The sequence below is a fragment of the Flavitalea sp. genome (assembly GCF_035489435.1).
Lineage (GTDB): Bacteria > Bacteroidota > Bacteroidia > Chitinophagales > Chitinophagaceae > DATHKG01.
Genome location: NZ_DATHKG010000094.1, coordinates 1 through 25,614, shown reverse-complemented (window position 1 = coordinate 25,614; position 25,614 = coordinate 1). Strand labels below are relative to the sequence as shown.

At 40.3% G+C, this 25,614-nt stretch carries 30 protein-coding genes; 8 read left to right on the top strand and 22 right to left on the bottom strand.

What is annotated here, in order from left to right; translation table 11 throughout:
• Nucleotides 1–118 precede the first annotated feature (118 nt).
• Nucleotides 119–2,767, bottom strand: a complete 2,649-nt coding sequence (locus VK664_RS14930) for a tetratricopeptide repeat-containing sensor histidine kinase (protein ID WP_461399481.1) — start codon at nt 2,765–2,767, stop codon at nt 119–121.
• Between the two features lie 427 nt (nt 2,768–3,194).
• Between VK664_RS14930 and VK664_RS14925 the strand changes: the two genes are divergently transcribed.
• Nucleotides 3,195–3,665 (top strand): LytR/AlgR family response regulator transcription factor, encoded by a 471-nt coding sequence (locus tag VK664_RS14925; RefSeq protein ID WP_461399480.1) that lies wholly within the window; start codon nt 3,195–3,197, stop codon nt 3,663–3,665.
• An 83-nt stretch (nt 3,666–3,748) separates the two neighbouring features.
• On the opposite strand, the gene msrB is transcribed toward VK664_RS14925, so the two are convergent.
• Together msrB and VK664_RS14915 are read right to left on the bottom strand one after the other, a co-directional pair.
• Nucleotides 3,749–4,207, bottom strand: a complete 459-nt coding sequence (msrB, locus tag VK664_RS14920) for a peptide-methionine (R)-S-oxide reductase MsrB (protein WP_461399479.1) — start codon at nt 4,205–4,207, stop codon at nt 3,749–3,751.
• 166 nt (nt 4,208–4,373) lie between these two features.
• Nucleotides 4,374–5,588, bottom strand: coding sequence for an epoxide hydrolase family protein (locus VK664_RS14915; protein WP_461399478.1), 1,215 nt, complete (start codon nt 5,586–5,588; stop codon nt 4,374–4,376).
• Nucleotides 5,589–5,869: 281 nt separating this feature from the next.
• Between VK664_RS14915 and VK664_RS14910 the strand changes: the two genes are divergently transcribed.
• Nucleotides 5,870–6,235: a DUF2200 domain-containing protein gene (locus VK664_RS14910; protein ID WP_461399477.1), complete on the top strand. Its 366-nt coding sequence runs from the start codon at nt 5,870–5,872 to the stop codon at nt 6,233–6,235.
• Between the two features lie 2 nt (nt 6,236–6,237).
• Here VK664_RS14910 and VK664_RS14905 read toward each other — a convergent pair whose 3' ends face one another.
• Nucleotides 6,238–6,405, bottom strand: a complete 168-nt coding sequence (locus VK664_RS14905; RefSeq protein ID WP_461399476.1) for a hypothetical protein — start codon at nt 6,403–6,405, stop codon at nt 6,238–6,240.
• A 300-nt stretch (nt 6,406–6,705) separates the two neighbouring features.
• Between VK664_RS14905 and VK664_RS14900 the strand changes: the two genes are divergently transcribed.
• The 4 genes from VK664_RS14900 to VK664_RS14885 all read left to right on the top strand — a co-directional run bounded on the left by VK664_RS14900 (nt 6,706) and on the right by VK664_RS14885 (nt 11,373).
• Nucleotides 6,706–9,066 (top strand): ABC transporter permease, encoded by a 2,361-nt coding sequence (locus VK664_RS14900; RefSeq protein WP_461399475.1) that lies wholly within the window; start codon nt 6,706–6,708, stop codon nt 9,064–9,066.
• 385 nt (nt 9,067–9,451) lie between these two features.
• A complete protein-coding gene (locus tag VK664_RS14895) occupies nt 9,452–10,078 on the top strand; it encodes an ABC transporter ATP-binding protein (RefSeq protein WP_461399474.1) in 627 nt (208 codons plus the stop codon).
• Nucleotides 10,075–11,193 (top strand): hypothetical protein, encoded by a 1,119-nt coding sequence (locus VK664_RS14890; RefSeq protein ID WP_461399473.1) that lies wholly within the window; start codon nt 10,075–10,077, stop codon nt 11,191–11,193. Before VK664_RS14895 ends, VK664_RS14890 begins: the two co-directional genes overlap by 4 nt.
• The gene (locus VK664_RS14885; protein WP_461399472.1) at nt 11,194–11,373 is read left to right on the top strand and encodes a hypothetical protein; all 180 of its coding nucleotides are present in this window, start codon (nt 11,194–11,196) and stop codon (nt 11,371–11,373) included.
• Between the two features lie 200 nt (nt 11,374–11,573).
• On the opposite strand, the gene VK664_RS14880 is transcribed toward VK664_RS14885, so the two are convergent.
• From VK664_RS14880 to VK664_RS14845, 8 genes are all read right to left on the bottom strand, one after another.
• Nucleotides 11,574–12,137 carry a hypothetical protein gene (locus tag VK664_RS14880; RefSeq protein WP_461399471.1) on the bottom strand — a complete coding sequence of 188 codons (564 nt, stop codon included), beginning with the start codon at nt 12,135–12,137 and terminating at the stop codon, nt 11,574–11,576.
• 130 nt (nt 12,138–12,267) lie between these two features.
• The gene (locus VK664_RS14875; protein WP_461399470.1) at nt 12,268–12,711 is read right to left on the bottom strand and encodes a hypothetical protein; all 444 of its coding nucleotides are present in this window, start codon (nt 12,709–12,711) and stop codon (nt 12,268–12,270) included.
• 258 nt (nt 12,712–12,969) lie between these two features.
• On the bottom strand, nt 12,970–13,221 hold the full coding sequence (locus VK664_RS14870; RefSeq protein ID WP_461399469.1) for a hypothetical protein: 252 nt from the start codon (nt 13,219–13,221) through the stop codon (nt 12,970–12,972).
• Nucleotides 13,222–13,378: 157 nt separating this feature from the next.
• Entirely contained in the window at nt 13,379–13,843 is a 465-nt protein-coding gene (locus VK664_RS14865) for a DUF4265 domain-containing protein (RefSeq protein ID WP_461399468.1), read from the bottom strand.
• Nucleotides 13,844–13,913: 70 nt separating this feature from the next.
• Nucleotides 13,914–14,480: a dihydrofolate reductase family protein gene (locus tag VK664_RS14860; RefSeq protein WP_461399467.1), complete on the bottom strand. Its 567-nt coding sequence runs from the start codon at nt 14,478–14,480 to the stop codon at nt 13,914–13,916.
• A gap of 752 nt (nt 14,481–15,232) precedes the next feature.
• Nucleotides 15,233–15,691, bottom strand: coding sequence for an SRPBCC family protein (locus tag VK664_RS14855; RefSeq protein ID WP_461399466.1), 459 nt, complete (start codon nt 15,689–15,691; stop codon nt 15,233–15,235).
• Nucleotides 15,692–15,959: 268 nt separating this feature from the next.
• On the bottom strand, nt 15,960–16,457 hold the full coding sequence (locus VK664_RS14850) for a hypothetical protein (RefSeq protein ID WP_461399465.1): 498 nt from the start codon (nt 16,455–16,457) through the stop codon (nt 15,960–15,962).
• Between the two features lie 823 nt (nt 16,458–17,280).
• Nucleotides 17,281–17,664, bottom strand: a complete 384-nt coding sequence (locus VK664_RS14845; RefSeq protein ID WP_461399464.1) for a hypothetical protein — start codon at nt 17,662–17,664, stop codon at nt 17,281–17,283.
• Between the two features lie 115 nt (nt 17,665–17,779).
• Here VK664_RS14845 and VK664_RS14840 point away from each other — a divergent pair, with 115 nt between their 5' ends.
• On the top strand, nt 17,780–18,625 hold the full coding sequence (locus VK664_RS14840; RefSeq protein WP_461399463.1) for an IS110 family RNA-guided transposase: 846 nt from the start codon (nt 17,780–17,782) through the stop codon (nt 18,623–18,625).
• Nucleotides 18,616–18,834, top strand: coding sequence for a hypothetical protein (locus VK664_RS14835; RefSeq protein ID WP_461399462.1), 219 nt, complete (start codon nt 18,616–18,618; stop codon nt 18,832–18,834). The genes VK664_RS14840 and VK664_RS14835 overlap by 10 nt, the downstream gene beginning before the upstream one ends.
• Nucleotides 18,835–19,196: 362 nt before the next feature.
• Here VK664_RS14835 and VK664_RS14830 read toward each other — a convergent pair whose 3' ends face one another.
• The 10 genes from VK664_RS14830 to VK664_RS14785 form a co-directional block, all read right to left on the bottom strand.
• A complete protein-coding gene (locus VK664_RS14830; RefSeq protein WP_461399461.1) occupies nt 19,197–19,724 on the bottom strand; it encodes a hypothetical protein in 528 nt (175 codons plus the stop codon).
• A gap of 72 nt (nt 19,725–19,796) precedes the next feature.
• Nucleotides 19,797–20,210: a DUF7674 family protein gene (locus VK664_RS14825; protein WP_461399460.1), complete on the bottom strand. Its 414-nt coding sequence runs from the start codon at nt 20,208–20,210 to the stop codon at nt 19,797–19,799.
• Between the two features lie 151 nt (nt 20,211–20,361).
• The gene (locus VK664_RS14820) at nt 20,362–20,844 is read right to left on the bottom strand and encodes a hypothetical protein (RefSeq protein ID WP_461399459.1); all 483 of its coding nucleotides are present in this window, start codon (nt 20,842–20,844) and stop codon (nt 20,362–20,364) included.
• A 119-nt stretch (nt 20,845–20,963) separates the two neighbouring features.
• Nucleotides 20,964–21,482 (bottom strand): hypothetical protein, encoded by a 519-nt coding sequence (locus VK664_RS14815; RefSeq protein WP_461399458.1) that lies wholly within the window; start codon nt 21,480–21,482, stop codon nt 20,964–20,966.
• Nucleotides 21,483–21,621: 139 nt separating this feature from the next.
• Nucleotides 21,622–22,137 carry a hypothetical protein gene (locus VK664_RS14810; protein ID WP_461399457.1) on the bottom strand — a complete coding sequence of 172 codons (516 nt, stop codon included), beginning with the start codon at nt 22,135–22,137 and terminating at the stop codon, nt 21,622–21,624.
• A 158-nt stretch (nt 22,138–22,295) separates the two neighbouring features.
• Nucleotides 22,296–22,895, bottom strand: a complete 600-nt coding sequence (locus VK664_RS14805) for a macro domain-containing protein (protein ID WP_461399456.1) — start codon at nt 22,893–22,895, stop codon at nt 22,296–22,298.
• Between the two features lie 116 nt (nt 22,896–23,011).
• Complete coding sequence (locus VK664_RS14800) at nt 23,012–23,566, bottom strand: hypothetical protein (protein WP_461399455.1); 555 nt, start codon at nt 23,564–23,566, stop codon at nt 23,012–23,014.
• Nucleotides 23,567–23,630: 64 nt separating this feature from the next.
• Nucleotides 23,631–24,032, bottom strand: coding sequence for a hypothetical protein (locus tag VK664_RS14795; RefSeq protein WP_461399454.1), 402 nt, complete (start codon nt 24,030–24,032; stop codon nt 23,631–23,633).
• Nucleotides 24,033–24,230: 198 nt separating this feature from the next.
• Nucleotides 24,231–25,166: a hypothetical protein gene (locus VK664_RS14790; RefSeq protein ID WP_461399453.1), complete on the bottom strand. Its 936-nt coding sequence runs from the start codon at nt 25,164–25,166 to the stop codon at nt 24,231–24,233.
• Nucleotides 25,167–25,397: 231 nt separating this feature from the next.
• The coding region (locus VK664_RS14785) for an acyl-CoA thioester hydrolase/BAAT C-terminal domain-containing protein (protein WP_461399452.1) at nt 25,398–25,614 on the bottom strand (217 nt) is incomplete at its 5' end.

Genomic DNA, 25,614 nt, shown 5'->3' with positions numbered 1-25,614 from the left:
TGTAATTCGGAAAAATTTTCAGTAATTCGGGGTGATAATTATTGATGCAATTTAGTAGCTTTTGTCTGACCATTCACCGCTTTTTCTGACCTTACAGAGATCGCTCTTGATTAAGATGTTAGTTGCTTGCTGTATAGTTCATACCCACAGATGTATGAATTGGACTGTTTTGCTGCTCAACAAATATCAAACTAACGGATACGCCCGAAACACTGGTAATTGTTAATTCACCTCCTAACTGGCTGCCGAATCCGTGCATCAGCGTCATACCGAGCGTAGGACTTTCAGAAGGATCAAAACCTTCATGCAGCCCTACTCCATCATCCTCGATAATAAGCTGGTATGTGTTCTCTGTCTGTCTAATTAACTTCAGGGATATTGTTCCTGGACGTTCATCCGGAAAGGCATACTTGAAAGCATTTGTAATCGCCTCATTGATGATAAGACCTAAAGGTACTGCCAATGTTACATCCAGGTGAATCGGTTCGACATACAAATTCAGGCGGATAAGTTGCGGAAGGCTGTATGACTCATGCAGGTAAGCGGCTACTTCATTAATGTAGGAACTCATATCGATACGAGCCAAGCTTTGATTCTGATAAAGTTTCTGGTGGATAAGGGCCATAGCCTGAACCCGATGCTGACTTTCCTGGATTGCAGCCAGGGCAGACTTATTCTGAATTGAGCTGGCCTGCGAATTTAATAAACTCATTACCACCTGCAAATTATTTTTGATGCGGTGATGAATTTCCTTCAACAGCAATTCCTTTTCGATCAACAGCCGGTCCTTCTCTTCCAGAAGAATATCTTTTTGAAGCAGTAAAAGATCTTTCTCGGTAAGAACCTCAGATAGATATTCATTTTTTTGTTTGATCTGTTGCTGCTGTAGATTCAGGGACTTTTGCTGAGATTTTAGTTGCCGGTTTACACGTTGTTTCAGGCGGTATCGATTAAACCCGAGTGCAAGTATCGCCGCCAGTAATCCAGTTCCTATAATAAGCGCATTACGTTGATTTTGTTGCAACCTATTTTGCTTTTTGAGGAGCTCGATGTCCTTCCCTTTAATTTTTATATCCTGTTCTTTTTTTGCTGTTTCGTATTGAATACTCAACTGCGCTATTTGCCTGCTTTTTGTTTCGTTATAAACTGAATCCTGAAGTGCTTTGTACCGCTGGTAGTGCCCGATAGCTTCCTTGTAGTTCTGGCTGGCAGAATCCACTTTAAACCACATCAGGTAGACTTCGATTAAATAATTTGGAAGTAATTGCTGGCGGGAAGCATTTAGCAACTGCTGCAGGTATGGCTTCGCTTTTGAGTACTGACCGTTCGTAACATAAAACTGGCTAATCCCCTGGCAGGCTACAAACTGGAAGGTGAGCGGAGATTCTTTACTCCATGCTACACTTTCAAGATAATATTTCTCTGCTCTCGAAAATTGTTTAAGCGCATTATAACAGGATCCTAGGCTTTGAGCTATATACATTTTATCTTCAAGACTGCACAATAGGTTTTTGCTTACAAAGTCCTGTAATAGTAGCAATGCTTCTTTAATCTTTCCCTGTTTGATTAATGCAACGGTCATTCTTCTGGCTATGCCTATCTCTATAAACTCACCTTTTTGATTACTGATCGCCGCTGATTGCCTATGATACTCCATGCTTTTGTCAAACAGGCCTAACTCCCAGTAGGCATTGCCAAGGCGGAAATAGGTATAGTCAAATTCCCCGGGCATCCCACTACTCTCAACATTGTCAACAACTTTGAGGATGTAAAACAGTTTTTGATTTAAATCTCCTTTGATCTGGCTTAAGTCCGACAGCAGATAATAGGCATTGGACAAATATCCGTAGTCGCTCTGGGAGTAATAAACGCTTTGTTCAGCCAAAGCTTTGTAGGCATGGCAAATCGCCGGATAGCCTATGGCGTTTTGAATGTTTAACGCCGCTATAGCATCTTCTTCTGCCTGCCTGGCGTTGCCGTCATTTAAATGTTTATAACCAATAATCAACCGGATTAGCGCCTCCTGGGACTGATCACCAATTTGCCGGGAAAGTTCCAACGCGCGGTTTAAGGCGATAATATTTTCTTCGCAGTTATCACAAAAGACTGTAGTTGCCATTCTGAGCAGCGCGTTAAGTTCTCCGGCCCTATCTCCTGCTTTTTGACGAGCTTCAATAACATGTGTAAAATAATTCTTCCCCTCGTACCAATCACCATTAAGGAGATAAACAATGCCAATTAAACACTGGCTTTCTTCCTTCAATTCCTGGTTACCAATTCCATCGCACAGTCTCCCGGCTTTCTGAAATAAAATTATTGAACTATCCCTATTACCCTTTTGCAAGTAGGTTGTCCTAAGCATACTTTTTCCTAATTCCAACAACAGTTTTATACTATTCTTACTGCTCACATCCGCAAGCATCTGTTGCAGCTTAACTGTGTTTTGTTGTCCTATAAAAATCCTGCCTTTCAAAAAAACGGCATCTTCTTTCCCACTGGCAAACTTAAGCCGGTGAGCAAGGCTTAAAGCCTGACTAGCGAGCACCAGGGCACTATCCATATCAGCGACAGGGTCAAGGGTTCTATTAACATAATAGGCACTTAATCTTAGCAGCATTTGGACTCTTGGAGTATCAGCTATACCGGACCGGAGTTGCTGTATTATGTTATTCGCCTCTGTTGTCCCGGTGTGCTGGCCTTTTGCGGTCGGTAACAAGAAGATTTCAGATATAGAGAGTAGGAAGGGAATGATCGGGAGGTGTCTCATAAAATAAAGAATAAACAAGAAACTTCTTATATCACCATTCAGTAGTCAGGGGCAAATCCAAAGGTAAAAGAAGCTAAGCTCACAGACAAATAACCAGTTGTTCTTATTTGTCTTGATGGCAGAAGCTACTTATCCATTCAACGGCCTCCATTAATTTGGAGTAAGACAATAGGAATCTCCATCTGGCCGGAGGTAGCTCATCAGGTACATATTTCATGGAATAAGTACAAATACCAAATAGAAGTGCTGATTTTCATCATGCTATGCCTATGTTTCTTACCCAAGAAGATAAACGGAAATATTGGCACTTCATTAGTAAGTATTTATTACCCCTGCACTATTTCTTATAAAACTTATAATCATGAACAAAGCGCCCAAAATTCCTTTGCTAATGCACATTCAACAAAACTACTAAATACAGAACAACATGAAAACCGAGCTTCATCACACAGAGGCACCACCTCAGTCTAACAAATTTTTGACCGGTAACTATGGTCAATATCAAACGGGAATCATTATTCCGGATGATCCAATTGCTCCTTTCGCTACAGCTATCAGTAAAAGAAGTTTTCTTGTATTCAGCCAGAATAAATATGTAGCAGTGCCTGTTGAAAACATTGCTTTTTTTTATTCTAAAAATGCGTGCACGAACCTGGTAAGCATAAATCAAAAACAATATCCCATCCATTATTCCCTGGACCAGATTCAACAACTTCTTACCGTTAAACAGTTTTTTCGGGTTAACCGTCAATACCTTATTAATTTTCGCATGATCAGGGAGGTGGAACATTATTTCGCCCGGAAGTTGTTGGTTAGAATGACAATTGAGACCGCAGTTCCCTTGTTGGTTCCTAAGGAAAAAGTCCGCCTGTTTCTGCAATGGATGGAGAATGGATAATGTTATAAAAAAAGGCGCCAATACCGGCGCCTATGTTTGTTTGGTTTTTAATGTTGAGATATTTAAGCTTCTAATAATCCTTGTTACTCTGTTCTTACTGTCTTAACTTCTGCTTTTTTCAGGGAAACCGAGTTGATACAAAAACGTAACCCTGTGGGAATAGGACCATCCGAAAAAACATGTCCCAGGTGGGCATCGCACACATTACACAATACTTCTACTCCGTGCATACCGTAACCATTATCTCTTTTATACCTGACAACATTATCCTTTACCGGTGAGTTGAACGAAGGCCATCCTGTACCGGAGTCGAATTTTACGGTAGAATCAAAAAGCTCTGTTCCGCAACAGAGGCAGTAGTAGATACCGGGAGAATAAGCTTCGCAGTATTCACCGCTAAAAGGGCGTTCTGTGCCATGCAACCGGGTTACACGATATTGCTCTGGTGTAAGGATCTGCTTCCATTCTTCGTTAGTTTTTTCTACCCGTCTCGGAGCAGGAAGGATATTCTTAATCAGTTGGTGCAAATCATTCCATTTCATTATGTTCATTTTTTAAAATTAGCAAAGACACATTTTTATTTTCTCTGTGTCATCTTACCTGGTGATAATCTATGTCATCTTACCTAATGATAAATTAGGATCAGGCTAAACAGGGACGTGTTGCCAGAATCACATCCCTTACCTGCAATGACAATTCTGAAGTCGCTTAATGGAATGATTTAAACCCTTCCCGCATTTCTTCAACCAGGAAAGCAGGTTGTTCCCAGGCGGCGAAATGTCCGCCTTTTTGAAGTTTATTGTAATGGATAAGTTTGGGATAGGCTTGCTCTGCCCAACTTCTTGGCGCCTGATAGAGTTCATCGGGGAAAGCACTTGCAACCACAGGAACCTTCACACCTTTCGGCACGAAAAAGGCCAGCTTATTTTCCCAATATAAACGTGCGGCGGAAACACCGGTGTTAGTCAACCAGAATAGCGTGATATTGTCCAGCACATCGTCCGGCGTTAATCCTTCCCTGACGCCACTGAAGCTGCGTGCAATCAGTTCAAGACTTCGTGCATCATGGTCGATCATGAACGTGGCCAGCCCTATTGGTGAATCTGAGAAAGCTGTCAACGTTTGTGGCCGTGTTCCCATAAAGAATGCGTAGTAAACATCTTTGTAAAAAGCTACAAGCTGCTGGTAAGCATGTTTTTCCTCCGCTGAAAGTTCAGCAGGCACCGGTTTACCTGCAAGTGCCGCAGCGTCTATCGCAGCTGGTACAACGTTAGGCATATTAGTATGAATGGCGAGCAGACCTGTGGGTGCCTGCGCCCCCATCACTTCGACGATCACTGCACCCCAGTCACCACCCTGTGCCACATAGTTTTTATATCCGAGACGCTTCATCAACAAATCCCAGGCACGGGCGATGCGTTCAGGACCCCAACCGGTAGAAGTTGGTTTACCCGAAAATCCATAACCTGGTATAGATGGTATCACCACATCAAAAGCATCTGCTGCCTTGCCACCATATGCAGTAGGGTTGGTCAGTGGATCAATAATTTTGAGCTGCTCGATGACCGAGCCGGGCCAGCCATGAGTAATAATAATTGGCAAAGCATTTTTGTGTTTTGAACGAACATGAATGAAATGAATATCCAGCCCGTCGATGTTGCTTAAGAAATTTGGATAAGAATTCAGTTTGGCTTCCACTTTACGCCAGTCATATTTTGTTGCCCAATACTTTGCCAATGCCTGACTGGTGGCCAGGGGAACGCCCTGGGTATAATCGCTGACTGTTTCTTTTTCAGGAAACCGGGCCGCAAGAATGCGGCGTTTTAAATCATCCAATTCGGCTTCTGTAGCCTTAAATTGAAAAGGACGCAAACCGGGGGTAGCTTCTATTGCGGGGGCAATAGTGTCTTGAGTAACTTCCATGGTTTTATTGTTTAAATGATGAAATACACCATTGCACGCCACCGGTTTGTTATTCCGCGGGCATTAAGCAGGATGACGATGATGTTTTTGTAAATTTATAGATGGTGCCACCCAAAGACAAGCGCCATCTTATGGAATGGACGAAATGATTTTTAATCTTGACATTTTTGGAAATGAAGGGGAACAGGATGACCCGGAATATTTATTCACTGATCTCGCCAATAAAAAATCAGATGGCTTTGAAACTGAAATAAATCAAAAGATTTACTAAATTAATAGTTATGAATACTTCCGACACACACAACCAGCGAATCGCAAAGATGATCTTTGCCTCAGTCTATCCAATGTATGTTGAAAAAGTTGAGAAGAAAGGCAGAACAAAAGAAGAGTTGCACCAGGTCATCAGGTGGTTAACAGGATTCAATGACAAGAAGCTGCAGGAATTAATAAAAGAAAAAGTAACTTTTGAGACTTTCTTCCAGCAAGCTTCGTTAAACCCAAATGCAAAACTTATCACCGGGGTAATCTGTGGTTACCGGGTAGAAGATCTGGAGAATCCACTGACACAACAGGCCCGGTATTTGGATAAGTTGGTGGATGAGTTGGCCAAGGGCCGAAAGATGGAAAAGATTTTGCGCAGCTCTTAAAATTAGTCCCTTTCAATACCAAGCTTTTTTATTCTCGAGTTCAGGGTATTGACGTTGATATCCAGAATTTCGGCAGCACCTCCCCTTCCTGCTGTTTTCCGTTTACAGCTTTTTAGTACGGCCAGGATATGATCCCTTTCATTTTCTGTGATGGTTTTTGAATCCGCCATTGCGACTATCCGGTAGATTTGCTACCTTTTTTGAAAATTGTATTTCAAGGGATTTAATAATAAGCGATCAGGCTTTCGTGCCTCCATTTCTGCATTAATAGCCATAATAAATAGCATCAGAGGCAATTCTATTTCCTTATTTCAATAAGCAATGGATAGGTAACAATCTATTGACGCCTAATGAGCAAGCTCTTCGGCCCTTTCAGGATTACCCTGCAAAGTCCGAACGACCTGGAAAACTGTATCGACATGCAACAATGCGATGTCTGACTTGTCTTTCATGAAAATAGGCGCTGCTCTATGTTCTATAATTATTTCAAGACTGCCTTTCGGAATTTAGTACAGAACCCGGTTTTGAGTTTTATAACCATCTTTGGATTTTCGTTCGGGTTGGGATTTGTAATCCTCATCAGTATTTTCATCAGCAATGAATTAAGTTATGATCAGTTTCATAGCAATAAGAGCTGCCTGTACCGTATCACAGGAATAGGCACCGATGACAAAGGAAATGTATTCAAAGCAGGGAATACCAAAGCCATGATTGCGCCATTATTTACCGGAGGAATTGCAGCCATAAAAAGATATTGCAGGATTGACGGGAATACGTTGCTGATCAAAAAGAATAACGATGTTATCAGCGCAACAGTCACAGAGGCCGACAGTACTTTTTTCGATATGTTCAGTTTTCATATGCTGCAAGGCAACAAATCGAATGTTCTTCGCTCACCTGACGAAGCCATCATCACCGACGAAACAGCCTTGAAAATCTACGGCTCCTTGAATGTAATGGGTAAGATAGTTGAATTAGAAAAGGGAAATGATTTTATTCCATTTAGGATAACCGGGGTAGTCAAAAAGGCACCCAATAACTCAACAATCTTTTTTGATTTGTTGATCCCTCTTCACCATACAGGGTCGGACCAATCTACGGAAGCATTGGCATTGTCCTGGGTAAATACTTTTGTGCAGGCAAATGAGAAAGTGAATACCAGGGCGGTTGAAGAGGTTCTGACAAAAAGATATAATGAATATATGGCTAAAGGGCAGCAGGCCGCAGCCCTGATCAGATTCACCTATCACCTGCAGCCGATAAGCGATATGCATTTAAATGAAGAGTTTTACGTGAATACAGGGTTAAGAAATGGGAGTAGCAAAACATATTCTTATGTACTGGGTGGTATAGCGATCTTCATCCTGCTTATCGCCTGTATTAACTTCATCAATCTCGCAATGGTACGCGCCATGAAAAGATCGAAGGAAATAGGTATACGTAAAGTCGTAGGGAGTACAAGGGCTCAACTGATCCTCCAGTTTTTAAACGAGTCGCTGCTGATCGGGATTTTCTCGCTGGTCCCTGCCATTTTGATTATCATCATGCTGTTACCATATCTTTCTGCCTTTGTAAAAATGGAAATCGACATGACTGTTGTCCTGGACAATTTTACAATCATGCTTGTTATCGGGCTAACGCTGCTAACCGGGCTAGCAGCAGGCGCCTACCCCGCGCTTGTATTATCTTCCTTCAAACCCATCCAGGCCCTCGCAGGAAGAATAAAACTATCCGGTAAAAATCTTTTCAACAAAGGTCTTATCGTGTTTCAGTTTACGCTGGCGGTACTCCTGATCATCTGTACACTAACCATGCATAGCCAGTTCGTCTATCTCTCTGACCGGAATCTCGGTTATAATACCAGTGATATCATGGCTGTAGAGTTGCCGCGAAAAACACAGAAGAAAGTATTGCCTTTGATGCAAAATGAATTGAATCATGTGACCGGTATAAGCAAAACAACCATTACCGATTGGGGTATGAACAGGACAAAATTTACTATTGATGGAAATAACACAGACTGGTGTTACTATCAGTCAGTCGATGAACATTTCACAGAACTATTCAATATCCGGGTCGTCCAGGGCAGAAACTTTTTTGCTGCCAGTACTGCCGACAGTTCGAATTGTCTCGTCAACCAGGCTTTTGCGCGGGCAATTGGCGCAGATAACGTGATTGGGAAACAGGTAGGTTATAAAAACAGAATGCTTACAATTATCGGAGTTACTGCTGATTATCATCTTGCATCCCTCCAACACGAAGTAAGCCCCGTGGTATTGATGAAACGAGACAGCTCACAATTCGGGCAGTTATACATACAACACGAGTCTGGTCAATTTACAAATATCCGTGCTTCTATAACTTCAGCTTTGAAAAAAATTGATCCTTGGCACAAGCCAGAGATCAGGCAACTACGCGATTTGAATGCCGAAAAATATTCCGACGAAAAGAACTGGGCGACTGTCATTAATTTTTCGTCGGTAACCTGTATCATAATTTGCTGCCTGGGGTTATTTGCACTATCCAGTTTCAATATCATTCAACGGATGAAAGAGATCGGTATCCGGAAGATGCTCGGCGCAAATGCCGGAAACATCATGATACTGATGACAAAAGAATTCTTGAAACTCGTTGTAATAGCCTCTATCATCGCTGCCCCTATTGGATGGTGGGTGATGAATGAGTGGTTACAAAATTTTGCTTACCGTATTGAAATACAATGGTGGCTTTTTGCAGCTGCTGGATTTATGGCACTGATGATCGCTGCCCTCACCATAAGTTTTCAAACTATACGTGCAGCAATAATTAACCCGGTCCGGAATATGCAATAGCTTTAAAACATCAAATCTTCCGCAAAATGATTTTGTTCCCTTCGTTTATTATTTCAACCTGGCTATTTATCTGGGTTGAATTATTAGCCATATCCACTGTGCTGTAACACCAATGTGCTTAAATCATGATTGCGTTTCACTCGTACAAAGATTGTAAAAATACCAATTGGTCTGATACTTTTCAGCACCTATCATAAATCAGCTTCTTTACAGACAGCGACTACGCATTGCAAAATTGGTGACTATGTATGCATTCAACTTCCATTCGTAGTTTTTATTTCCGGGAATTGGTAACATAACTCTCCATCCAAATCTATAATTTTCCGTTTGTCCTATTTTGAAATTTATGTTGCAGAAGTAATACCAAACTCAATACATTCATTCTATGCTAACGCTAAAAAATGTCAGGAAATTCTTCAGCAGAAATATGGTCCTGGATATTCCGTCTCTTGAACTAAACAACGATTTATATTGGGTAAAAGGTGGAAATGGATCTGGGAAATCTACCCTGTTGCGATTAGTGGGGGGCTTATTACCATTTGAAGGCCATATAAGTTTTAAAGGCATGGATTTGAGAAGGCAGCCCGTCGCTTACAGACGATATATCTCCTGGGCTGATGCAGAGCCACTTTTTCCTGCATATATGACTGGTGGAGAGCTGATGGAATTTTACCGGGACATCCGTGGATCGACAACCGCAGAAGCCGAGGCACTAACATCGATTTTTGGGATGCGGCAATATATTAATTTGAAAACAGGTACATACTCAAGCGGAACATTGAAAAAGTTATCGCTGATGATGGCATTCCTCGGGAACCCTTCACTTATATTGCTGGATGAACCGCTGATCACCTTAGATACAGCATCGGTAGAGATTGTGTGTAATTTGGTTCGGGAAAGGCAAGAGTCCGGCAGTCTGTTTTTATTGAGTTCACACCAGGAACATGACGCGCCCCTGATTTTTTCCGGCAAACAATTACTGGTCAGCAACCATAGCGTTCAATTAATATGAATTCCCCTTTGAAAGTTTTGTTGCGTTCGTTTGTAGTTCCTTTTTTTCGTGAGAACGCAGGAGCGTTTATTTTTTTTTATACGATAATGCTCTTGGCAGTTGGTCGGTTAAAAAGTGCCGGTACAGTTGAATATCACTACTCGCTGATTATGGGGACACTGAAAAGCAACAGCATGTTCATCCTTGTATGTTCTGCATGGTTGTTATATATGCTTAAGTGCCTGGTATTCATTCTACGCACTATTCGGAAACCCGAGTATCAGTTCCTGCATATTTTTAGTTGCCTCTCCGTTATCAGACGTATTAGTTTGATTTTTTTGGTGATCATCCTGCTGTTTGCGCCTATAGGTTGGTATGGTTTGTTGATTCTTGGTGTGGCCTGGTATCACCATTATTATACTACAGGAATGGTGCTTTTAGGCTATTTGGTTTTGATATCTGTTACACCAGCAGCTTTAGTCGTGAATAAACTGAGGTACCCTGGAATCAAATTATACAAAGCTTCTAAATTTTCAGCCCTGTTATCCAGTTATCCGGGTTTACTTATCCGGTTTATTGCTGCGGAACAAAAAGTTATTTTTATAACAATAAAGTTGTTTACATGCTTGATGCTGTATGGCTTTGCCCGGATCAATTCTTCTTATTACTATGAGCCACAATTCCCTTTTTTATTTTTCAGTTTTGGGATACTTGCAAATGGGGCAGTTATTCACCGGATCAGAACTTTTGAAGAAATTTTTATGTTGTTTTACAGGGGTGCAGCTATTTCATTAACCCGCCGTTTTATAGGATATCTCATTGTCTATGGTATTTTACTGGTTCCGGAATTTATTACAATATTATTGCTGACACCGGTTCATCTTCACTATGATGATGCGCTATGTTATGCACTTTGTGGTTTTGGATTGATCATGTTGCTAAACAGCATTACTTTCCTGGAAGATTTTACAATGAAAGATTATTTGTGGGTGATACTTTTAGTCCTGTGTATACAGTATTTTTTTGTGTTGTCCGATTCATTAACAGCGCTGTATATTGTTTATTTTACTTTAGCTGCTGTGATTTTTTATTTAAGTTACTTTCGGTTCGAAAAGAGACCTAATATCAGGACTTGAATGAGAATCAATATTGAAAAGGGTTCCTTTACCTTGTCTCTGAGACATATGTTGAAAGCGAGGAACATTGAAGTCATTGAATTAATGCCGCCGGCTCTGAATACTGATCTCGGGGGAAAAGGAATACATGAAGGACAACCGGCAGTGATTGATTTCGTTGAATCGACCTCGATGTCGTAGGGAATAGATTTATCGGACACAATAGTATGGCTTTTGAAAAACAGCAGCCGTTCTTCAGCAGGATCTGGTTGCTCAATTCCCGACGCCCGCTGAATACTTTTTGAGTGAAAGTATTGTTGAAGGTGAAGGCGGGTATAGCTTGCATTTTCTATTTGCCATGGTGCACCGCCCGCTTTGCTATGTCTGGCGCCGCTATTCGGTTATTTTACTAACACCTTTTCCTCTATCACGTAGTAACCAAAAAAACCTTTTGAAAGGCTCACATCAAGTTTGGTATACAACGATATTGATTTTTCGAAGCGACATGGAAATGGAATTTCTTTACTCAGCTCTCCGAAGTTTACAACGACATACGGTGTTTTACATGCACTTTTGCGTCGGGTTCGGTTGCCCGTGGATTGGATGTCCAGTTGCTTCAGAATGATTTTATTTTCTCGGAAGTAATAGTTTGTTGCAGAGAGAAAAAAGGACATGACTGCTCCCCCCGCTAGAATACCAAAAGATATCAGAACTCCACCACCCACTCGTTGTCTGCTCCAGAATCGCGAAATACAAATAGCTATCAATAACCCAAAAACTAGTGACGGAACTATAACAATTGAAGCCTTCACAAATGTGAGATCAACGAGGAGAAAACTCCAAATCAAAAGTGTACCAGCTACGAGGATAATCGACAAACAAATGATTTGCCATTTCTCGCTCACTTTTGGTCGATTAATACGTTTTTCCCGCGTAAATTTCTTATTTCTGCTTTTTCTTCCCAAGGATGTTGCATTTATGACGCCTTATGGAAAAGTATTGACGAAAGCGGGTAAAGTTTGATAATTTATTTCAAAGCATACCGGCCAACCGCTTTTGATACCATGTTGTACGTTCCCCGGCCTTAGTGTAGGGTTACCTCCAGTCATGCGTGTCTCTATGTCTTCCGAGATTGAGAGCCTCAAACTCATCGCCATGACTTTTCTTCGAAATTCCTAGACTCTTAAGAGCAAAGTTTATAGCGTTATGCTTGTCCATATATATTTCGGACCTTCGCCCATTCGCCCAAACTACAGCGGACTGCGAACCGTTCCCACCAAAATAATCCGCCTCAACATATGCTATTTCTCCTACTGGAAACAATTTTAAAATCTGCATCTCGGCACCGACTGTCATTAGCACAAAACCTGGAAGATCCTCAGTCAACCCACACAAATTTATTTCATCAAATAATGCTTCGGTCATCGGTACCAAGCCCAGTTCCTGGCTCAATGAAACGACTTGAGCAGCGGGATATTGAGCTGATAAAGTCTCAAGTTGACTATGTTTTGCGACAAATACCTTTATAATATATCCCAAGTTAGGAGGCTAATTAGGTGAACGGCTTTCGGCTTGGAGATGTGGCGAATTTATGGCAATATGTTCATTAGAATTCCAAATATTTGTTTAAGCACAAATGTTTCATAGTAGGTCTTCAGCCGCCATATTGCCAAGAGGTTGGCTTATGTTATTTTCTATTTTTGAATTATCAAATCTAATATTGATCATATTGTAATTGCTGTCAAGAAAAAAGTCAGTTACTTCTGCGTTACAGTTTTTACAATTTTCTGCCATCGTTTATTTCAAATTTCGCTCTTTTAAAAGATTTTCTAATTCTTTACTATCATATTTTGAATTATTAATCAATTTATAAGCAAAAAACAAAGGGACTAGTGTAAAAAATCCTAAACTGTTTTTCATAATGCTGTAAAATACAATTCCTATCAGAAATCCAATTAATACAGCATTAGTTATGGGAGTTGATTTCATTTTTTTTGCTTCTTGTAACAATTCCTGGTCTGTTAATTCTGTTAGTTTTTTTTGTTTCATTTGTTATATTTCGGATATTATATTATTTTGTTGATGTGGTCTTTCATAATAGCGGCCAACGGAAAAGTATTGGCGAAGGCGGCCATAGCTTGATATTTTATTCGACAGGTAACAGGCCGCCCGCTTTTGCCAGGCATCTATGTTGTAGGCAGCTATTCTAGTAGTGATGATTGCTCGATAAGCAGGATTCTGCATAGTCAAGCACCTCACTTTCCTGCAGCTCTATCAATCGTTGCTTAACTGGTTGATAATCTAGTTTCGAAGGGACCTCCATAGCAAAGTATCGATCATTCAGCTTTTCAGACATACAGCCCAGCTCAGAAAATCCATCTCGAATCGTGTTTATATCCGTAGCCGCGTTCATCAATACGACCTGGATTGTCGAATTACCAGAATATTCAATTGTGTCAGTATAAACCAGCATTTGCTCATTCTCGTCGTATTCGGCAAAAATGATATCGTCCGACGCTACGGAAGCATAAAATGGAATGCTATCAATTTTATATATTCCTTTATCATTATCAATCACTTCAGCCCACATAGTTTCCTTTGTCCACTCGTCCAACACATTACTATAAAAACTGAATAAAATTTTTACCGGGTTTTGTATTTCCTCTGACATTGGTTGCTTGTTACCTTAAGTTGCCTACAACGGCCAGGGTATTGCCGAAGGCAGGGCTTTTTAACACTAGTTAGCGGTTCGTCGTTTTTCCGTTTGTCGGCTCATAGTAAAGCGTTACTGCACCCCCACTAAAGGTTTTAGTCTTTATGAGTTTGAGAATAGTTCTGTCGTTTATATTTTCAAATAGTGGCAAACCGCTTCCTGCAACAACAGGGTGAACACAAAGTTGGTATTCATCAATCAACTTAAGTTGCATTAGCTGTATAATTATACTCCGACTGCCAACTAAAATGTCTCTGCCTGGTTGTTGCTTGAGTTCTAAAACTTCTTCTTCAATGGCCCGGTTTGCTAACTTTGCACTTTCCCATTCTACATTTTTCAACGTTTGGGAAAAAACTATTTTTGGAATTTTATCTATCGCCATTGCAAAGTCGTCCATTGTTTTTTCACCTGAAGGATTTTTCACCAGAGGTTGCCAATATTCCATAAGTTGATATGTTATTCTACCGTATAGAATTGCATCTCCCTCATTTAATAGTTCCGTATAATGTTGATGTATTTCTTCATCTGGAATACCTGCTGTATGGTCGCAAAACCCGTCAAGTGTCATATTGATTGCTGCAATTACTTTTCTCATATTTCTAAGTTTATGTCAATCCAAATTCGTGTGTCGTTTTTACAATTACCGCTAACGGGAAAGTATTGGCGAAGGCGGGCATAGTTTAAGGATGTCATCCGAATGATGCCGGCAGCCCGCTTTTGCCAAACATCTATGTTAGCGGTAGTTTAATTTGGTTGAAATGTACCTATAGTTCGCGCACCGTCCCTCAGCAATTCTGCTTCGATTCCATAAGGTATCATGTTGACGCCAAGAGGTCCAATCATTTGGAAGAACTGAGTTTTAGTTTCCACTGTGTATGTTTCTTGCGCTTTTCTCAATCTAGACTTAGTTGTATCAGCGCGGGCGACTTCAATCATTTGGCTGTAAGTGAGAATGGGTTCTACATCGAAGATCTCCCGGTCTCTTCCGCACGACTTGTTTGTGCAAAGTCGCTCCAAATTATTCTATCACCAAGATCTCAAATCTTTGCAGTAATCGCTCCACAACCGATACCACCGCAAGCTGCACAGATATACAACTCGAGTCTATTATCTATTAATGAGGACTCCTGTTGCATTCGGAATTTTTGTAGTGACACCTTTTCGATTTCGCTGTTACGAAACCAAGCAAACGGCGTAACGTCACCGCTTTTTGGTACTTGCAAATACTGCTTTAGAGTTTGTCCCGAAACAAGATACTCCCAGTATTGGCCTTCAGCCGCCATATTGCCAAACCGATGTTATAGGCTGTGTTTCTTTCCTTTGTCATTGTTCAACTTTCGAAGGATTTCATTTTTCACATATTTCTTTTAACTTGTCGAGTGCCTTTGGGTAGGTCTGGTTCATATAATCTACAAAATCTTCTGTAGTATCTAAGTCAACTGTAACCATAGTAATTTCGTTATTTTCTTCAAACGTATAATTTTCAAATCCGTTTGCCCACTTTTCCACTTCTGGTCCATCAGTGATTTCTACATTAGCTTGTAACAGTCCGTAATGACGAATTGAAATAAAACGGTTGGGAATATTGTCAGCTATTTCTGAAACCATTCCACCTTTTTCTCCCTTCTCATTAATTCCTATGAATAGCATTTTGCTACCTTTATTCCAACTCCCCTCATAGGTGGACGTTGGATTGAACAAAGCAGTCCATTGCTCATAAGTTGATTTATTATTAATTCCCAGCATTACATCATATACCTTTTTTGCCGGTGCATTAATGCTTACATTGAATTTTATTTTTTTCATAATTATTATTTAGTTTATATTTCAAATTTACGTCTTAAAAATTTTCCATTCTGCTAATTCATCCTGTCAATTTTCTTAGTGAGCAGGTCATAAATTTCTTTGTCAATTGCTTTATTTAATTTCTTCGTTCATTTTTCCACTGAATGTTATCGTGTTTTGCTGTCGTTTAACATAGCCTATAACACGGTAGGATACCATGTTGGTTGTAGTTCTGTTTTACGCGATCTGGTTTTTATATGATCTTATATTCTATGATTTTGTCAAAACCTCACAATCCTTCTTTTATAGAAACTTTTACGCTGTCAGCTGAGGCTACATTCTTTGTATCCGAATGCCTGAAGACCAACTCCTTCGCAAAACCGAAATACTGAATGGTCACTACAGGTTGTCTCTGAGTTCGACGCCCTCTCGACCCCGGTAGTGAAGATTTTTTTTCTATGACAAAATTGAAGGTCTGTACATTACCATCGGCCCAATAATAATTGGTCGCGACAAAAAGATAACACGCGATAAAACCCCATGAAAACGTGCTTTGCGTAAAGATAGAAAGGAAACCCCACTTGGGAAATATCTGTCGGTAGTGCCGTTTGGTGACAAAAAAAGTGAAAATGCCTACAAAAAGCATTACCAACAAAGGAACATAATATGGAATTATGGTTTTCCTGAAAAGTTGAACCAAAAAGATTGAAACAACCAACCCGACCATAGCAGTTATAAAATAATACGCTTTCCATCTAAAAATAGCTGTTTCAATTTTCTTTTCCATACACGGTCTCTTTGAATTACAGCCAACTTGGAAGTATTGGCGAAGGCGGGCATCGCATGGTGTTCAATCACCAGGGTATTGATGCCCGCTTTTGCCAAGCATGTTGTACGTAGCCGTTGAAGATTTAGTTGTCTAGCCTATCTTGCTACATTTTTTTTGCTGAATTTATCATTCGTATAGCGGCGGTTGCTAACCCGCTACCAGGAAATTCCTGTAATGTTCGTAAGTAATATTCTTCTGCTAAACCTCCTTGTCCTATTTGGCTATAGCAAAAGGCTATGTTATTTAGGGCCATTTCTCTGTATGATATTCTTGATGAACTTAATATCACATATCTATACTTGTCTAGCCAATTGTGCGTCTGAAAAAAATCGTAACTTCTTTGAAAATGAGGTATCGCCTCAGCGAGGTTCCCTTTTTTAACCTTTGACATCCCCTTCCTATGGCTTCTAAGAACTATTGATCTACAGACGAAGGATAACACGAGGTACGTCCAGGCGCCATAAACGATATAAGAGCCTGTTCCAATCAAGTAATATATTAAGATAAATACACCCACAAAAGCGAACTGAGGCAATAGCGATATCCATGCAATTTGTCTAACCGTTGGTGTTTTAGAGGTCATTTTGCGAGTTTAAAATTTGCTTAGGGTCTGTGTCAGGTTATGTACAACGTGGAAGTATTGGTGAAGGCGGGCATAGCGTGGTGTTTTATTCCACATGACACTGGCTGCCCGCTTTTGCCAAGCATGTTGTACGCAGCGTCACGGAGTTGCGAAACGTTTGCAGTTTCGAGTCCAGTATTGCTCTTTTAGAGAACAGGTTTACGATTTTTTCTTTGCCTTCAATATGCCAATGAGGAAGACAAACTGGCCCAGCAGAAATAGAAAATAGGGAGCAATCTTCACGATTCTTCCCGCATAATAATTTTCAAAAAATGCATAGGCACTGTCGACGAATACAAACAACGACAAAATTATGTGCAGCAGGAAAAGGTTTCGATTCACGACTTTTCCTTTCCTATCAATAAAATAATAAATTGCTGAAGTCACTCCAAGCCATAAAATCTGAAATACCGAAGCAAGAAACCATGGAGGATAAATGACTGTATGCCAGCCCGGAACGACGGATGTAGCCAGATCAAGACGAAGGACAGATAAGGTTCCAATGACAAAAACAATAAGAAATACAAAAGAGAATCTAACCATAAATGTTCAGTTACTGACCGCCCGCTTTTGCCAAGCATCTATGTAAAAGCGATCACTTAAGCTGCCTGTTTTTGATGTGGTATAACGCTTTAAATTATCCACTAAATTTTAAGTTATGCAGTCTCAAATGATCGCTACACCGAAGTTATTTATTGGTATAGACGTACACAAAAAAAGTTGGCAGGCACATCTTCGAACTGATATTTCCGACCACAAGAGTTTCAGTCTGCCACCTGATCCGGATATTCTTGCTAATTACGTCTTTAAACATTTCCCCGATCACCAGGTGGCCGTTACCTATGAAGCTTCCTGCTGTGGCTTTTCGGCCGCCCGTGCTTTTCTAAATCTTGGATGGTCTGTAACCGTTGTGAATCCCGCTGACATTCCCACGATTAATAAACACCAATATCAAAAGACAGATAAGATCGATTCTCGCAACCTAGCCAAACAGTTGGAGATTGGCCAGCTTAAACCAATCTACATTCCAACAGAAACCCAGGAGCAACTGCGAAGCCTGTTAAGGCAGCGTAATCAACTCGTCAAACAGGTTCGTAGAGTAAAATCGCAGATCAAAGGGTTGTTACTTTTTCATGGCATCTGCATCCCCACCGAATTTGATAATTCCAATTGGAGCAAAGATTTCCAACGCTGGATCTATCAACTTCCCTGGACACATGTCACCGGTATGCAATGCCTGCACAGCAAACTGCGGGTATTTCAACTCCTTGACCGGGAAGAACGCCAGGTAAGCAATGAACTGCGGGCATATTGTAGAAAGATGCATCATACCGATTACTATCTGCTCAAGTCCATCCCTGGCATTGGTGGCATTCTCGCTACCGCCATCATAGCTGAATTAGGCGATATCCGCCGTTTTGATAACGAGCGTCAGTTGGCTAACTATATTGGACTCGTGGCCGGTATTCATCAAAGCAGTGAGACCGACACCCTATGGGTGTAATACCAAGATGCAAGGCACTGCTGAGAACCTACCTGATTGAAGCTGCCTGGGTCGCCATCCGGCTGGATCCTGGTATCCAGGCTTACTACCGGAAACATATCGGTAAAAATGAAAAATCAGTTATCGTTAAAGTCGCACACAAAATGTGCCGTCGTATCCTTAGTGTGATTAGATCTGGTCAACCCTATCAAATTGGCTTTAGCCGCTAACAAATTATGCTCTTTAACGCTCAACACTTTCGTGGGTTGACTACAAAACATGGTAGGTAGATTGAAGAATACTACATCGCCAAGCAGGTAGCGGCTCATTTTCTTTCAAACCAAACAGATGAAGGTAGTGCTGGATAACAGTAACTACACATAGGAGTCGGAGCTTAAAGAAAACATCAGACAAATATATTCCGCGATCCCTTTTATTGATTTTGAAGCGATGGAACACAGAATCCACTGCGTCAGAAAATCCATAAAAGTGCCGCGTTTTTTAATTTTTACTATGTAGTACCTTTAACAGCATATCATTTATTAGGCAACCCCTTTACATAGGATGCCATGTTAGCCGCCGTGTTGCTGTGTTAGAGTATCTCTGATCGTATAACCCTTACTTCTCCGAAGCGGATTGACAATAATATCTCATCAACGGCAGCAGGACTCTCCATTGTCAGTTCAACGGTTTTATGGAGCAAATTTGAAATGCTTAAAAGGTAATTCATCAAGGTTCTATGGTCATCGATCGTTTGGATATCTTTTGGAGATAGATCCAGCTCCAATTCTGTCTCATCACCTAAATGAATTTGGAGGAGAATATCCCCTAATGTAAGGCTTGCTGAAGGAAACGCACTCTCAGACTTACCCCAATATTTTGATACGGCAGAGAAGTCTATTTTATCTGCTATATGGACTCCGTCCAGTCTGAACTGTACGATATAAATTGAATTACTATGTTCAATCCACCTTCGCCAGTCGTCGATGGCCATTCTTCTCACATAGATATCACGAAGAGAGCCATCTTGAAAGTAAACATGCGTTTTAAGATCTGTCCAGTTCATTATGTCGATAATGTCCGCGAGAGCTAACCTGGAAGCATTGGCGAAGGCGGGCATCACTTGGTGTTTTAATTGCCATGGTATTTCCAGCCCGCTTTTGCCAATCATGTTAGCGGCAGGCGTTGGAGTTCAGGCTCTATCGCTCTTGCCTAACTTTCTTAGATATGCTTTTTCAAGGTTCTCATAATAATTTTTGTAAGCTGTATAGCCTTGCAGTACTTTAGGTCCCATATGTACTACAACGAGATCCATACTCCTCCACGCTTCACCAAGCAAAAGCGTTTCAAAGTACGATACATCTAATGCATTTCGCAGATATTGGTCCATGCGATTCATTCTTTGCTCTTGGAACTCAAAACAGGATCGAAGATCGTCCCAATTCATCGAAATTATCTGCTTGACTGTATAACTAGCGAAACACTCCATTTTTATATGAACAAAGGTTTCGTCCTCTTCAAGGATTTCGGATTCCAAGTCAGGAAAAGATTGAATCAATTCAGTAAAATATTCAATGGGTGTTAATGTGGGGCTTATCGAATTCATCACTTTGGTCGAATAATTTTGGACTCTTATTTAAATTTTCGCTGTGAGCTTGCAGCTAACAGGGAAGTATTGGCGAAGGCGGGCATAGCTTGGCGTTGTGTTCGACGGGATACCGGCCGCCCGCTTTTGCCATACCATATTAGCTGCAGTGCTATTCAATAAACAATGCAGCATCATTTTCAACCACAGTTTGGTAACCGGATTTGAATTCGAGATCAATACTGATCCTAATTTTATGAAAGGTTACTTTGCAATATGCCGATGGATAGTTTCCCTGTGACTCGAATTTAAGAAAAACCCGGAATCGTTCTTGAAATGTAGATGTAAGCAGCTGTAACAGTTCTTTACTAAATTGTAATCCAGTAGTTAGGCAATTTTTATCAGAAGGCTCGTGAATATAGAATTCAATCTCTACTGAATTTAAGAAAAGTTCATAGTCATTTTTTGTAGTGTCTAATTCGAGTGAACCGGGACCGTAATATTCCGTGTTAAGAAATAAAATACAGCCTTCTTCAATTCGAAAGCCGTCTTGCAACTGCGCCTTAAGTGACAAAGGAATTTCTGATGTACTCTCTAAAGAAATCCCTTCTTTGAACAAAGTGGCTTTCATTGAGTCAGTGTACCAATACTTCACATTTCATAATTTTAATATGCAGTGCAGCCAACGTGGTAGTATTGGCGAAGACGGGCATAGCTTGGTATTCTGTTCGACGCGTAACTTCATGCCCGCTTTTGCCATGTTGTACGTTCGTTTTATTTCGTTAAACGTAAATGTTCGATAAGCAACTTTTCTAGATCAGCAAAAGTGATATTGTCAAATTCACCGGCAGGAGTAAATCGCATTTTGTCATCTGAAGGGGGATTTTCCAAAGACAAGAAATATGTGCCATCTTCTTTTCTATACGTAGAGATATAGCCTAGATATTGCCTTGTCTTGTCTGTTAAACCAATAGCTTCCCTGTCTCCCTCCCAATGATCATTGATAACGATGTTTGTTCTTCCATATTTATTTTCGAGTGACTCTAAAACATTAAATATTTTCTTGCTTTTATGAAGTTTTCGCTCTTTCAACTTATGAATGTATTCAGATTCGCTACCGTCCCAAGCGCACTTGATACATCTACCGTTTTCGAAATGATGGGGGCAGTTTTTGTAGCCATATAAAATATGGGAACACTCCGGGCACAAATCAGTCATCTCTGAAGTAACTGTGTTGTACTCACTGTCACACTCTGCACAAGCACTTATTTTCTTTGAAGCATCTTCATCCATAATACAAGGTTCTAGTAATGACGTACAACGGAAAAGTATTGGCGAAGGCGGGCACAGCTTGATGTTTTATTACATGTACCTGGCCCGCCCGCTTTTGCCAAGCATGTTGAGTGTAGTGCTTTTTAGTTTACGGCGGCACCTAGGAAGTGGTCCCAGTTGCAGATAAGGTGCTTAAATAATTCGATCCTGGAACTTCTAAAAAGTTCAAGCTCATTTTGTTGTCTTTTGGGTAGCTTAGACACAAAATGTATTGGCAAGCTGCTTTGAAGTCTGCGTAGAATTCCTCAACTTTTAAGTTTAGTCGGCCGTTGTCCTCAAGTAAATGTGCCATTTCATTTTTAGATGAAAGAGTAATTTTGTATTTAGGCGAAATCGAATGTGCAAGTCCACATCGAAAAGAACCATACAAATCATGTGAAGCTAAATATGGAACATACTTTTGCAGAGAAGGGATTGTATTGATAGCGGATTTAAAGTCGCGTTTTGAGCGCTTATCAACGTGCCAATCTACTAGGGAAGAATCCGCACATTTACCTAAAAATTCGATTCCAATGCCCATTACTATAAACGATATGTAAGGATGTCGGTCAATTAATGACCCTATCTCTTCGATAAGAACCGACTGAATAAAATCTTTGGCGCTTAATTCTGGCATATGTTTGTTAATTATGAGTTTTTACGCATTACACACAACGTGGAAGTATTGGTGAAGGCGGGCAACAATTTGGTGCTTTATTCAACATGTCACTGGCCGCCCGCTTTTGCCAAGCATCTATGTTGTGCGTCGCTTTTTCTCGCAGCAAAAAGGTTGTCTCAGTGAGTCCAGATCATCCCTTGCGGATTAATCTCCCAATGATACTTTTGAGCTTCACCAAAGCTTGAAAAGTCCATTCGTTGCTCTAGCACAATTTCTTTGTAGGCTTGAAACATCTGCCGCGCGGCTATCATGGGTTGCATTCGGCCCACTCCTGTACAAAGTCCAGGGATAGCGATAGACGATATCCGTGGTTCACCCTTTGCTTTGATTAATATCGCATTCATTGCCAAATATGCATTGACCGAAGTATCTATATTGAAATTTGTCGGAATACGCATGGTTGGCGCTGAGATCAAGTATGGAACGTCTACATCATTTGTTTCTATGATTATTGCCTGTCCTATTAACAACTCTCCTTCTGGTAAATTTTTGATCTGGTGCTGCAATCTTTTTTCCAAGTCCCATCCAAACCGCTCGGACAACGCATAATCCAACCCGCCATCCATAAATCCAAAGGAATTTGCGGGGCTTACTACAGCATCGCATTTGATTGTGGTTATATCACTTTCCACAATCGAAACATCTTGCTCTGATTCGAAAAAGGTTCTCCAGGCACTGACAAGTTTAGGCTCTATGGCTGTAAGTATTATTTTCATTATTTGGGTGTTTCGAAAAAGTGACGCACAACGTGATAGTATTGGTGAAGGTGGGCATAGCTTGATATTCATGTTTCCATGGTATTGACGCCCGTTTTTGTCAATGTTGTGCGCAGTCAATTGCGGCTACGAAATATCAGCTTGAACAGATTATCAAGCCGTTTAGTATCAATACTGTACTCCTTCCATTCGCAGATCGAACGATACGTAGCTGTCTTCATAAATTGTTCGTTATATATAACAGTAACTTTAAGATATCCAAAATAATCGGTGCAGAAGGGACCTCTGGAAGTACCGTTATCGATTAATGACTCAGATATATTGAAAAGTGAGTCTTTATCCTGCATCTTCACTGGGAACGAAAAAATTGAATCGGTTGTTGTTATTGAGGCGGAATCAATGTAATGCCTTAAAAATTCAGGTGAACATTTTAAAATCAAGCTATCCTCCCCGTCTTGTAAAGAAATCTCTGCATCTCTATCAATGTTTATAGTAATGCGATGACGATAGTCGCCATTATTCTTCTTGGCTGAAGTTTGCGGCTTGTGGTCAGAGCAGCTAATGCAGATCAGTAAAAAAGCAATAAAAACCTTATGCATATCGCGTCTCAGATTGCGCACAACGTGGCAGTATTGGCGAAGGCGGGCATAGCTTGGTATTCTGTTGGCCATGGTATTTGCCGCCCGCTTTTGCCAATACCGCCATGTTGTGCGCTGCGGTCACTCAACAGATTCACTATTGAATATCTCGAGGCTCAATTGCAAAATCATATGGGCAAGTAGGGAAAATCTTCCATCCATTAGCAGGGATATTTGACCTTGTAAAACATTTTGGGACTTCCTTACCTTCAACCAACAACCAAACACTTGGCTGCACGGTTGAAATTTCAAGTAAAACAAGAGAATCGTTTTTTCTTCGAAGGTCAGAAAAATTTGCAGGGTACCATGCATCCTGGTATCGGTATTCGCATTTATATGAAAACCCGTTCTCCAACCAATCAACCTCTTTAATTATTGCAGCTACAAAGACCTTATCATTTTTGATTAAATTCTCTTTGTGGATTCTTACAATCAGCAGAATTACCATAATAGCTATCACTACAAAAATGAAATTCAAATCCCTTCTAGGAATACTCATATGCTACCGATGATTTCGGACTGTAGGAGATCAATATTTATACGTTTCCCATAAAGTTGCGCACAACGTAACGCGACTATAAGAAGAAAGAGAATTTTAAAAAACAAAAAGCCCAAGAAACTTCTTACCGTTGACTAAAGATAAAATGCCAGTCCATATTCTCCTGCCCTTATTTCTTATAGCCGATGTTGTGCGAAGCTATTTGCGTTTGAATGAAGTCAGTATATACTCAAAGTCCTTAATAAGATCTTGCTCAGCTGGATTTACTATTGTGACGAAGGTATAGTAGCTATTATCTGAAAACAAGATTGACTGTACCGCTTTCATAGGTCGCCTCTGATCTTTGACCACAATGTTAGCAGTAATTTGATATCCAGACATGCCATCTTGGGTTATTTCTTTGGAATGGATCAATCCAACATATTCTATTGATGTAATTGCTTTTAGTGCGTTAATCGACGATCCTTTTTTATCCGAAGCACTCAAAGGTCTAATTGATTTAGCAATAATTAGAAACTCCTTTTTGGGGCCTTCAAGCATCAGACTTCCGCTGATGGATTTCGTATGTTTAAAAGAAGACTTACTTAGATCTACGCTAAAGTCTAATGATGAAAATGCATTCACTTCAATCGAGCTGTCATTAAATACGGATAATAATGATATCTTAATCAAATTCATCATCCTCTCCTTTTGCTCCTCAGGAACGTTAGAGTTTATTAACAAAGTTTTACTGTTGTTTAGCTTCAAGATTAAAGTTGATTTAAAAAAGCTGTAACCGTGTGCAACCGAAAACTGCTGGGAATTCATCATCACCGCTGGTGAATTGTTAATTAGATATTCTTCAGCATTCAAAAACTCCATTCCCTTTTTAGACATATTTTCTTTAGAAAAACCATCTTTGACCTGTTTGTAAGGAGCGGGCAACTCGTTAACAATTATACTAGAACCACTATTATTATCTTGATAGCCTATAAAATTAATTCCTTTTTCAAAACCAGGTGGAGGAACAATAAATACACCTGTACCATTTATTAGCAAATGGTTTTCAGATTTCTCGTTAGAAACTTTTACTTGCGAAAAGCTTTTTAGAGCTGATAACAAACAAACTAGTAAGCAGATGTTTTTAATTTTCATTCTTATAGATTTTAGGAGGTACAGGTTTCGCACAACGTTAGGGCTTGGCGATGTGGCGGTATTTGAAAAACATCAGCCCGTAATTGTTGCTAAATTTATAACTAAAAGTTCATTGTTTATTCTATTGCTCGGTGTCATTCGTCGGCAGGAACTGCAGCCGATTAGCGAACAAAAAGCTGAGCATATATTCGTCGCCCCCGCTATATTGCCAAACCGCTTGTTCTCGGCTGGCTATCTCATATTGTTAACTAAGAAATCTATTATTAAATCAAAATGCTTAGCAGGTTCAACATGATTGCCGTCAACAGGAATATGCTGATAAAAGTATTGGAAATTGTTTTTCTTCAGCCTTTCAATCATTTGTTCCGCCATCAAAGTTGAAGGCCAAACTTCATCTCTTTTTGCAGATATAAAAAGAATCGGACAATCAATTTTTTCTGTTTGAATA

Coding starts and splice junctions, on each gene's coding strand:
- VK664_RS14930 (WP_461399481.1), bottom strand. CDS start 2,767: ATGAGACACCTCCCGATCATTCCCTTCCTACTCTCTATATCTGAAATC.
- VK664_RS14925 (WP_461399480.1), top strand. CDS start 3,195: ATGAAAACCGAGCTTCATCACACAGAGGCACCACCTCAGTCTAACAAA.
- msrB (WP_461399479.1), bottom strand. CDS start 4,207: ATGAAATGGAATGATTTGCACCAACTGATTAAGAATATCCTTCCTGCT.
- VK664_RS14915 (WP_461399478.1), bottom strand. CDS start 5,588: ATGGAAGTTACTCAAGACACTATTGCCCCCGCAATAGAAGCTACCCCC.
- VK664_RS14910 (WP_461399477.1), top strand. CDS start 5,870: ATGAATACTTCCGACACACACAACCAGCGAATCGCAAAGATGATCTTT.
- VK664_RS14905 (WP_461399476.1), bottom strand. CDS start 6,405: ATGGCGGATTCAAAAACCATCACAGAAAATGAAAGGGATCATATCCTG.
- VK664_RS14900 (WP_461399475.1), top strand. CDS start 6,706: ATGTTCTATAATTATTTCAAGACTGCCTTTCGGAATTTAGTACAGAAC.
- VK664_RS14895 (WP_461399474.1), top strand. CDS start 9,452: ATGCTAACGCTAAAAAATGTCAGGAAATTCTTCAGCAGAAATATGGTC.
- VK664_RS14890 (WP_461399473.1), top strand. CDS start 10,075: ATGAATTCCCCTTTGAAAGTTTTGTTGCGTTCGTTTGTAGTTCCTTTT.
- VK664_RS14885 (WP_461399472.1), top strand. CDS start 11,194: ATGAGAATCAATATTGAAAAGGGTTCCTTTACCTTGTCTCTGAGACAT.
- VK664_RS14870 (WP_461399469.1), bottom strand. CDS start 13,221: ATGAAACAAAAAAAACTAACAGAATTAACAGACCAGGAATTGTTACAA.
- VK664_RS14865 (WP_461399468.1), bottom strand. CDS start 13,843: ATGTCAGAGGAAATACAAAACCCGGTAAAAATTTTATTCAGTTTTTAT.
- VK664_RS14860 (WP_461399467.1), bottom strand. CDS start 14,480: ATGAGAAAAGTAATTGCAGCAATCAATATGACACTTGACGGGTTTTGC.
- VK664_RS14855 (WP_461399466.1), bottom strand. CDS start 15,691: ATGAAAAAAATAAAATTCAATGTAAGCATTAATGCACCGGCAAAAAAG.
- VK664_RS14850 (WP_461399465.1), bottom strand. CDS start 16,457: ATGGAAAAGAAAATTGAAACAGCTATTTTTAGATGGAAAGCGTATTAT.
- VK664_RS14845 (WP_461399464.1), bottom strand. CDS start 17,664: ATGGTTAGATTCTCTTTTGTATTTCTTATTGTTTTTGTCATTGGAACC.
- VK664_RS14840 (WP_461399463.1), top strand. CDS start 17,780: ATGCAGTCTCAAATGATCGCTACACCGAAGTTATTTATTGGTATAGAC.
- VK664_RS14835 (WP_461399462.1), top strand. CDS start 18,616: ATGGGTGTAATACCAAGATGCAAGGCACTGCTGAGAACCTACCTGATT.
- VK664_RS14830 (WP_461399461.1), bottom strand. CDS start 19,724: ATGCCCGCCTTCGCCAATGCTTCCAGGTTAGCTCTCGCGGACATTATC.
- VK664_RS14825 (WP_461399460.1), bottom strand. CDS start 20,210: ATGAATTCGATAAGCCCCACATTAACACCCATTGAATATTTTACTGAA.
- VK664_RS14815 (WP_461399458.1), bottom strand. CDS start 21,482: ATGGATGAAGATGCTTCAAAGAAAATAAGTGCTTGTGCAGAGTGTGAC.
- VK664_RS14810 (WP_461399457.1), bottom strand. CDS start 22,137: ATGCCAGAATTAAGCGCCAAAGATTTTATTCAGTCGGTTCTTATCGAA.
- VK664_RS14805 (WP_461399456.1), bottom strand. CDS start 22,895: ATGAAAATAATACTTACAGCCATAGAGCCTAAACTTGTCAGTGCCTGG.
- VK664_RS14800 (WP_461399455.1), bottom strand. CDS start 23,566: ATGGCCAACAGAATACCAAGCTATGCCCGCCTTCGCCAATACTGCCAC.
- VK664_RS14795 (WP_461399454.1), bottom strand. CDS start 24,032: ATGAGTATTCCTAGAAGGGATTTGAATTTCATTTTTGTAGTGATAGCT.
- VK664_RS14790 (WP_461399453.1), bottom strand. CDS start 25,166: ATGAAAATTAAAAACATCTGCTTACTAGTTTGTTTGTTATCAGCTCTA.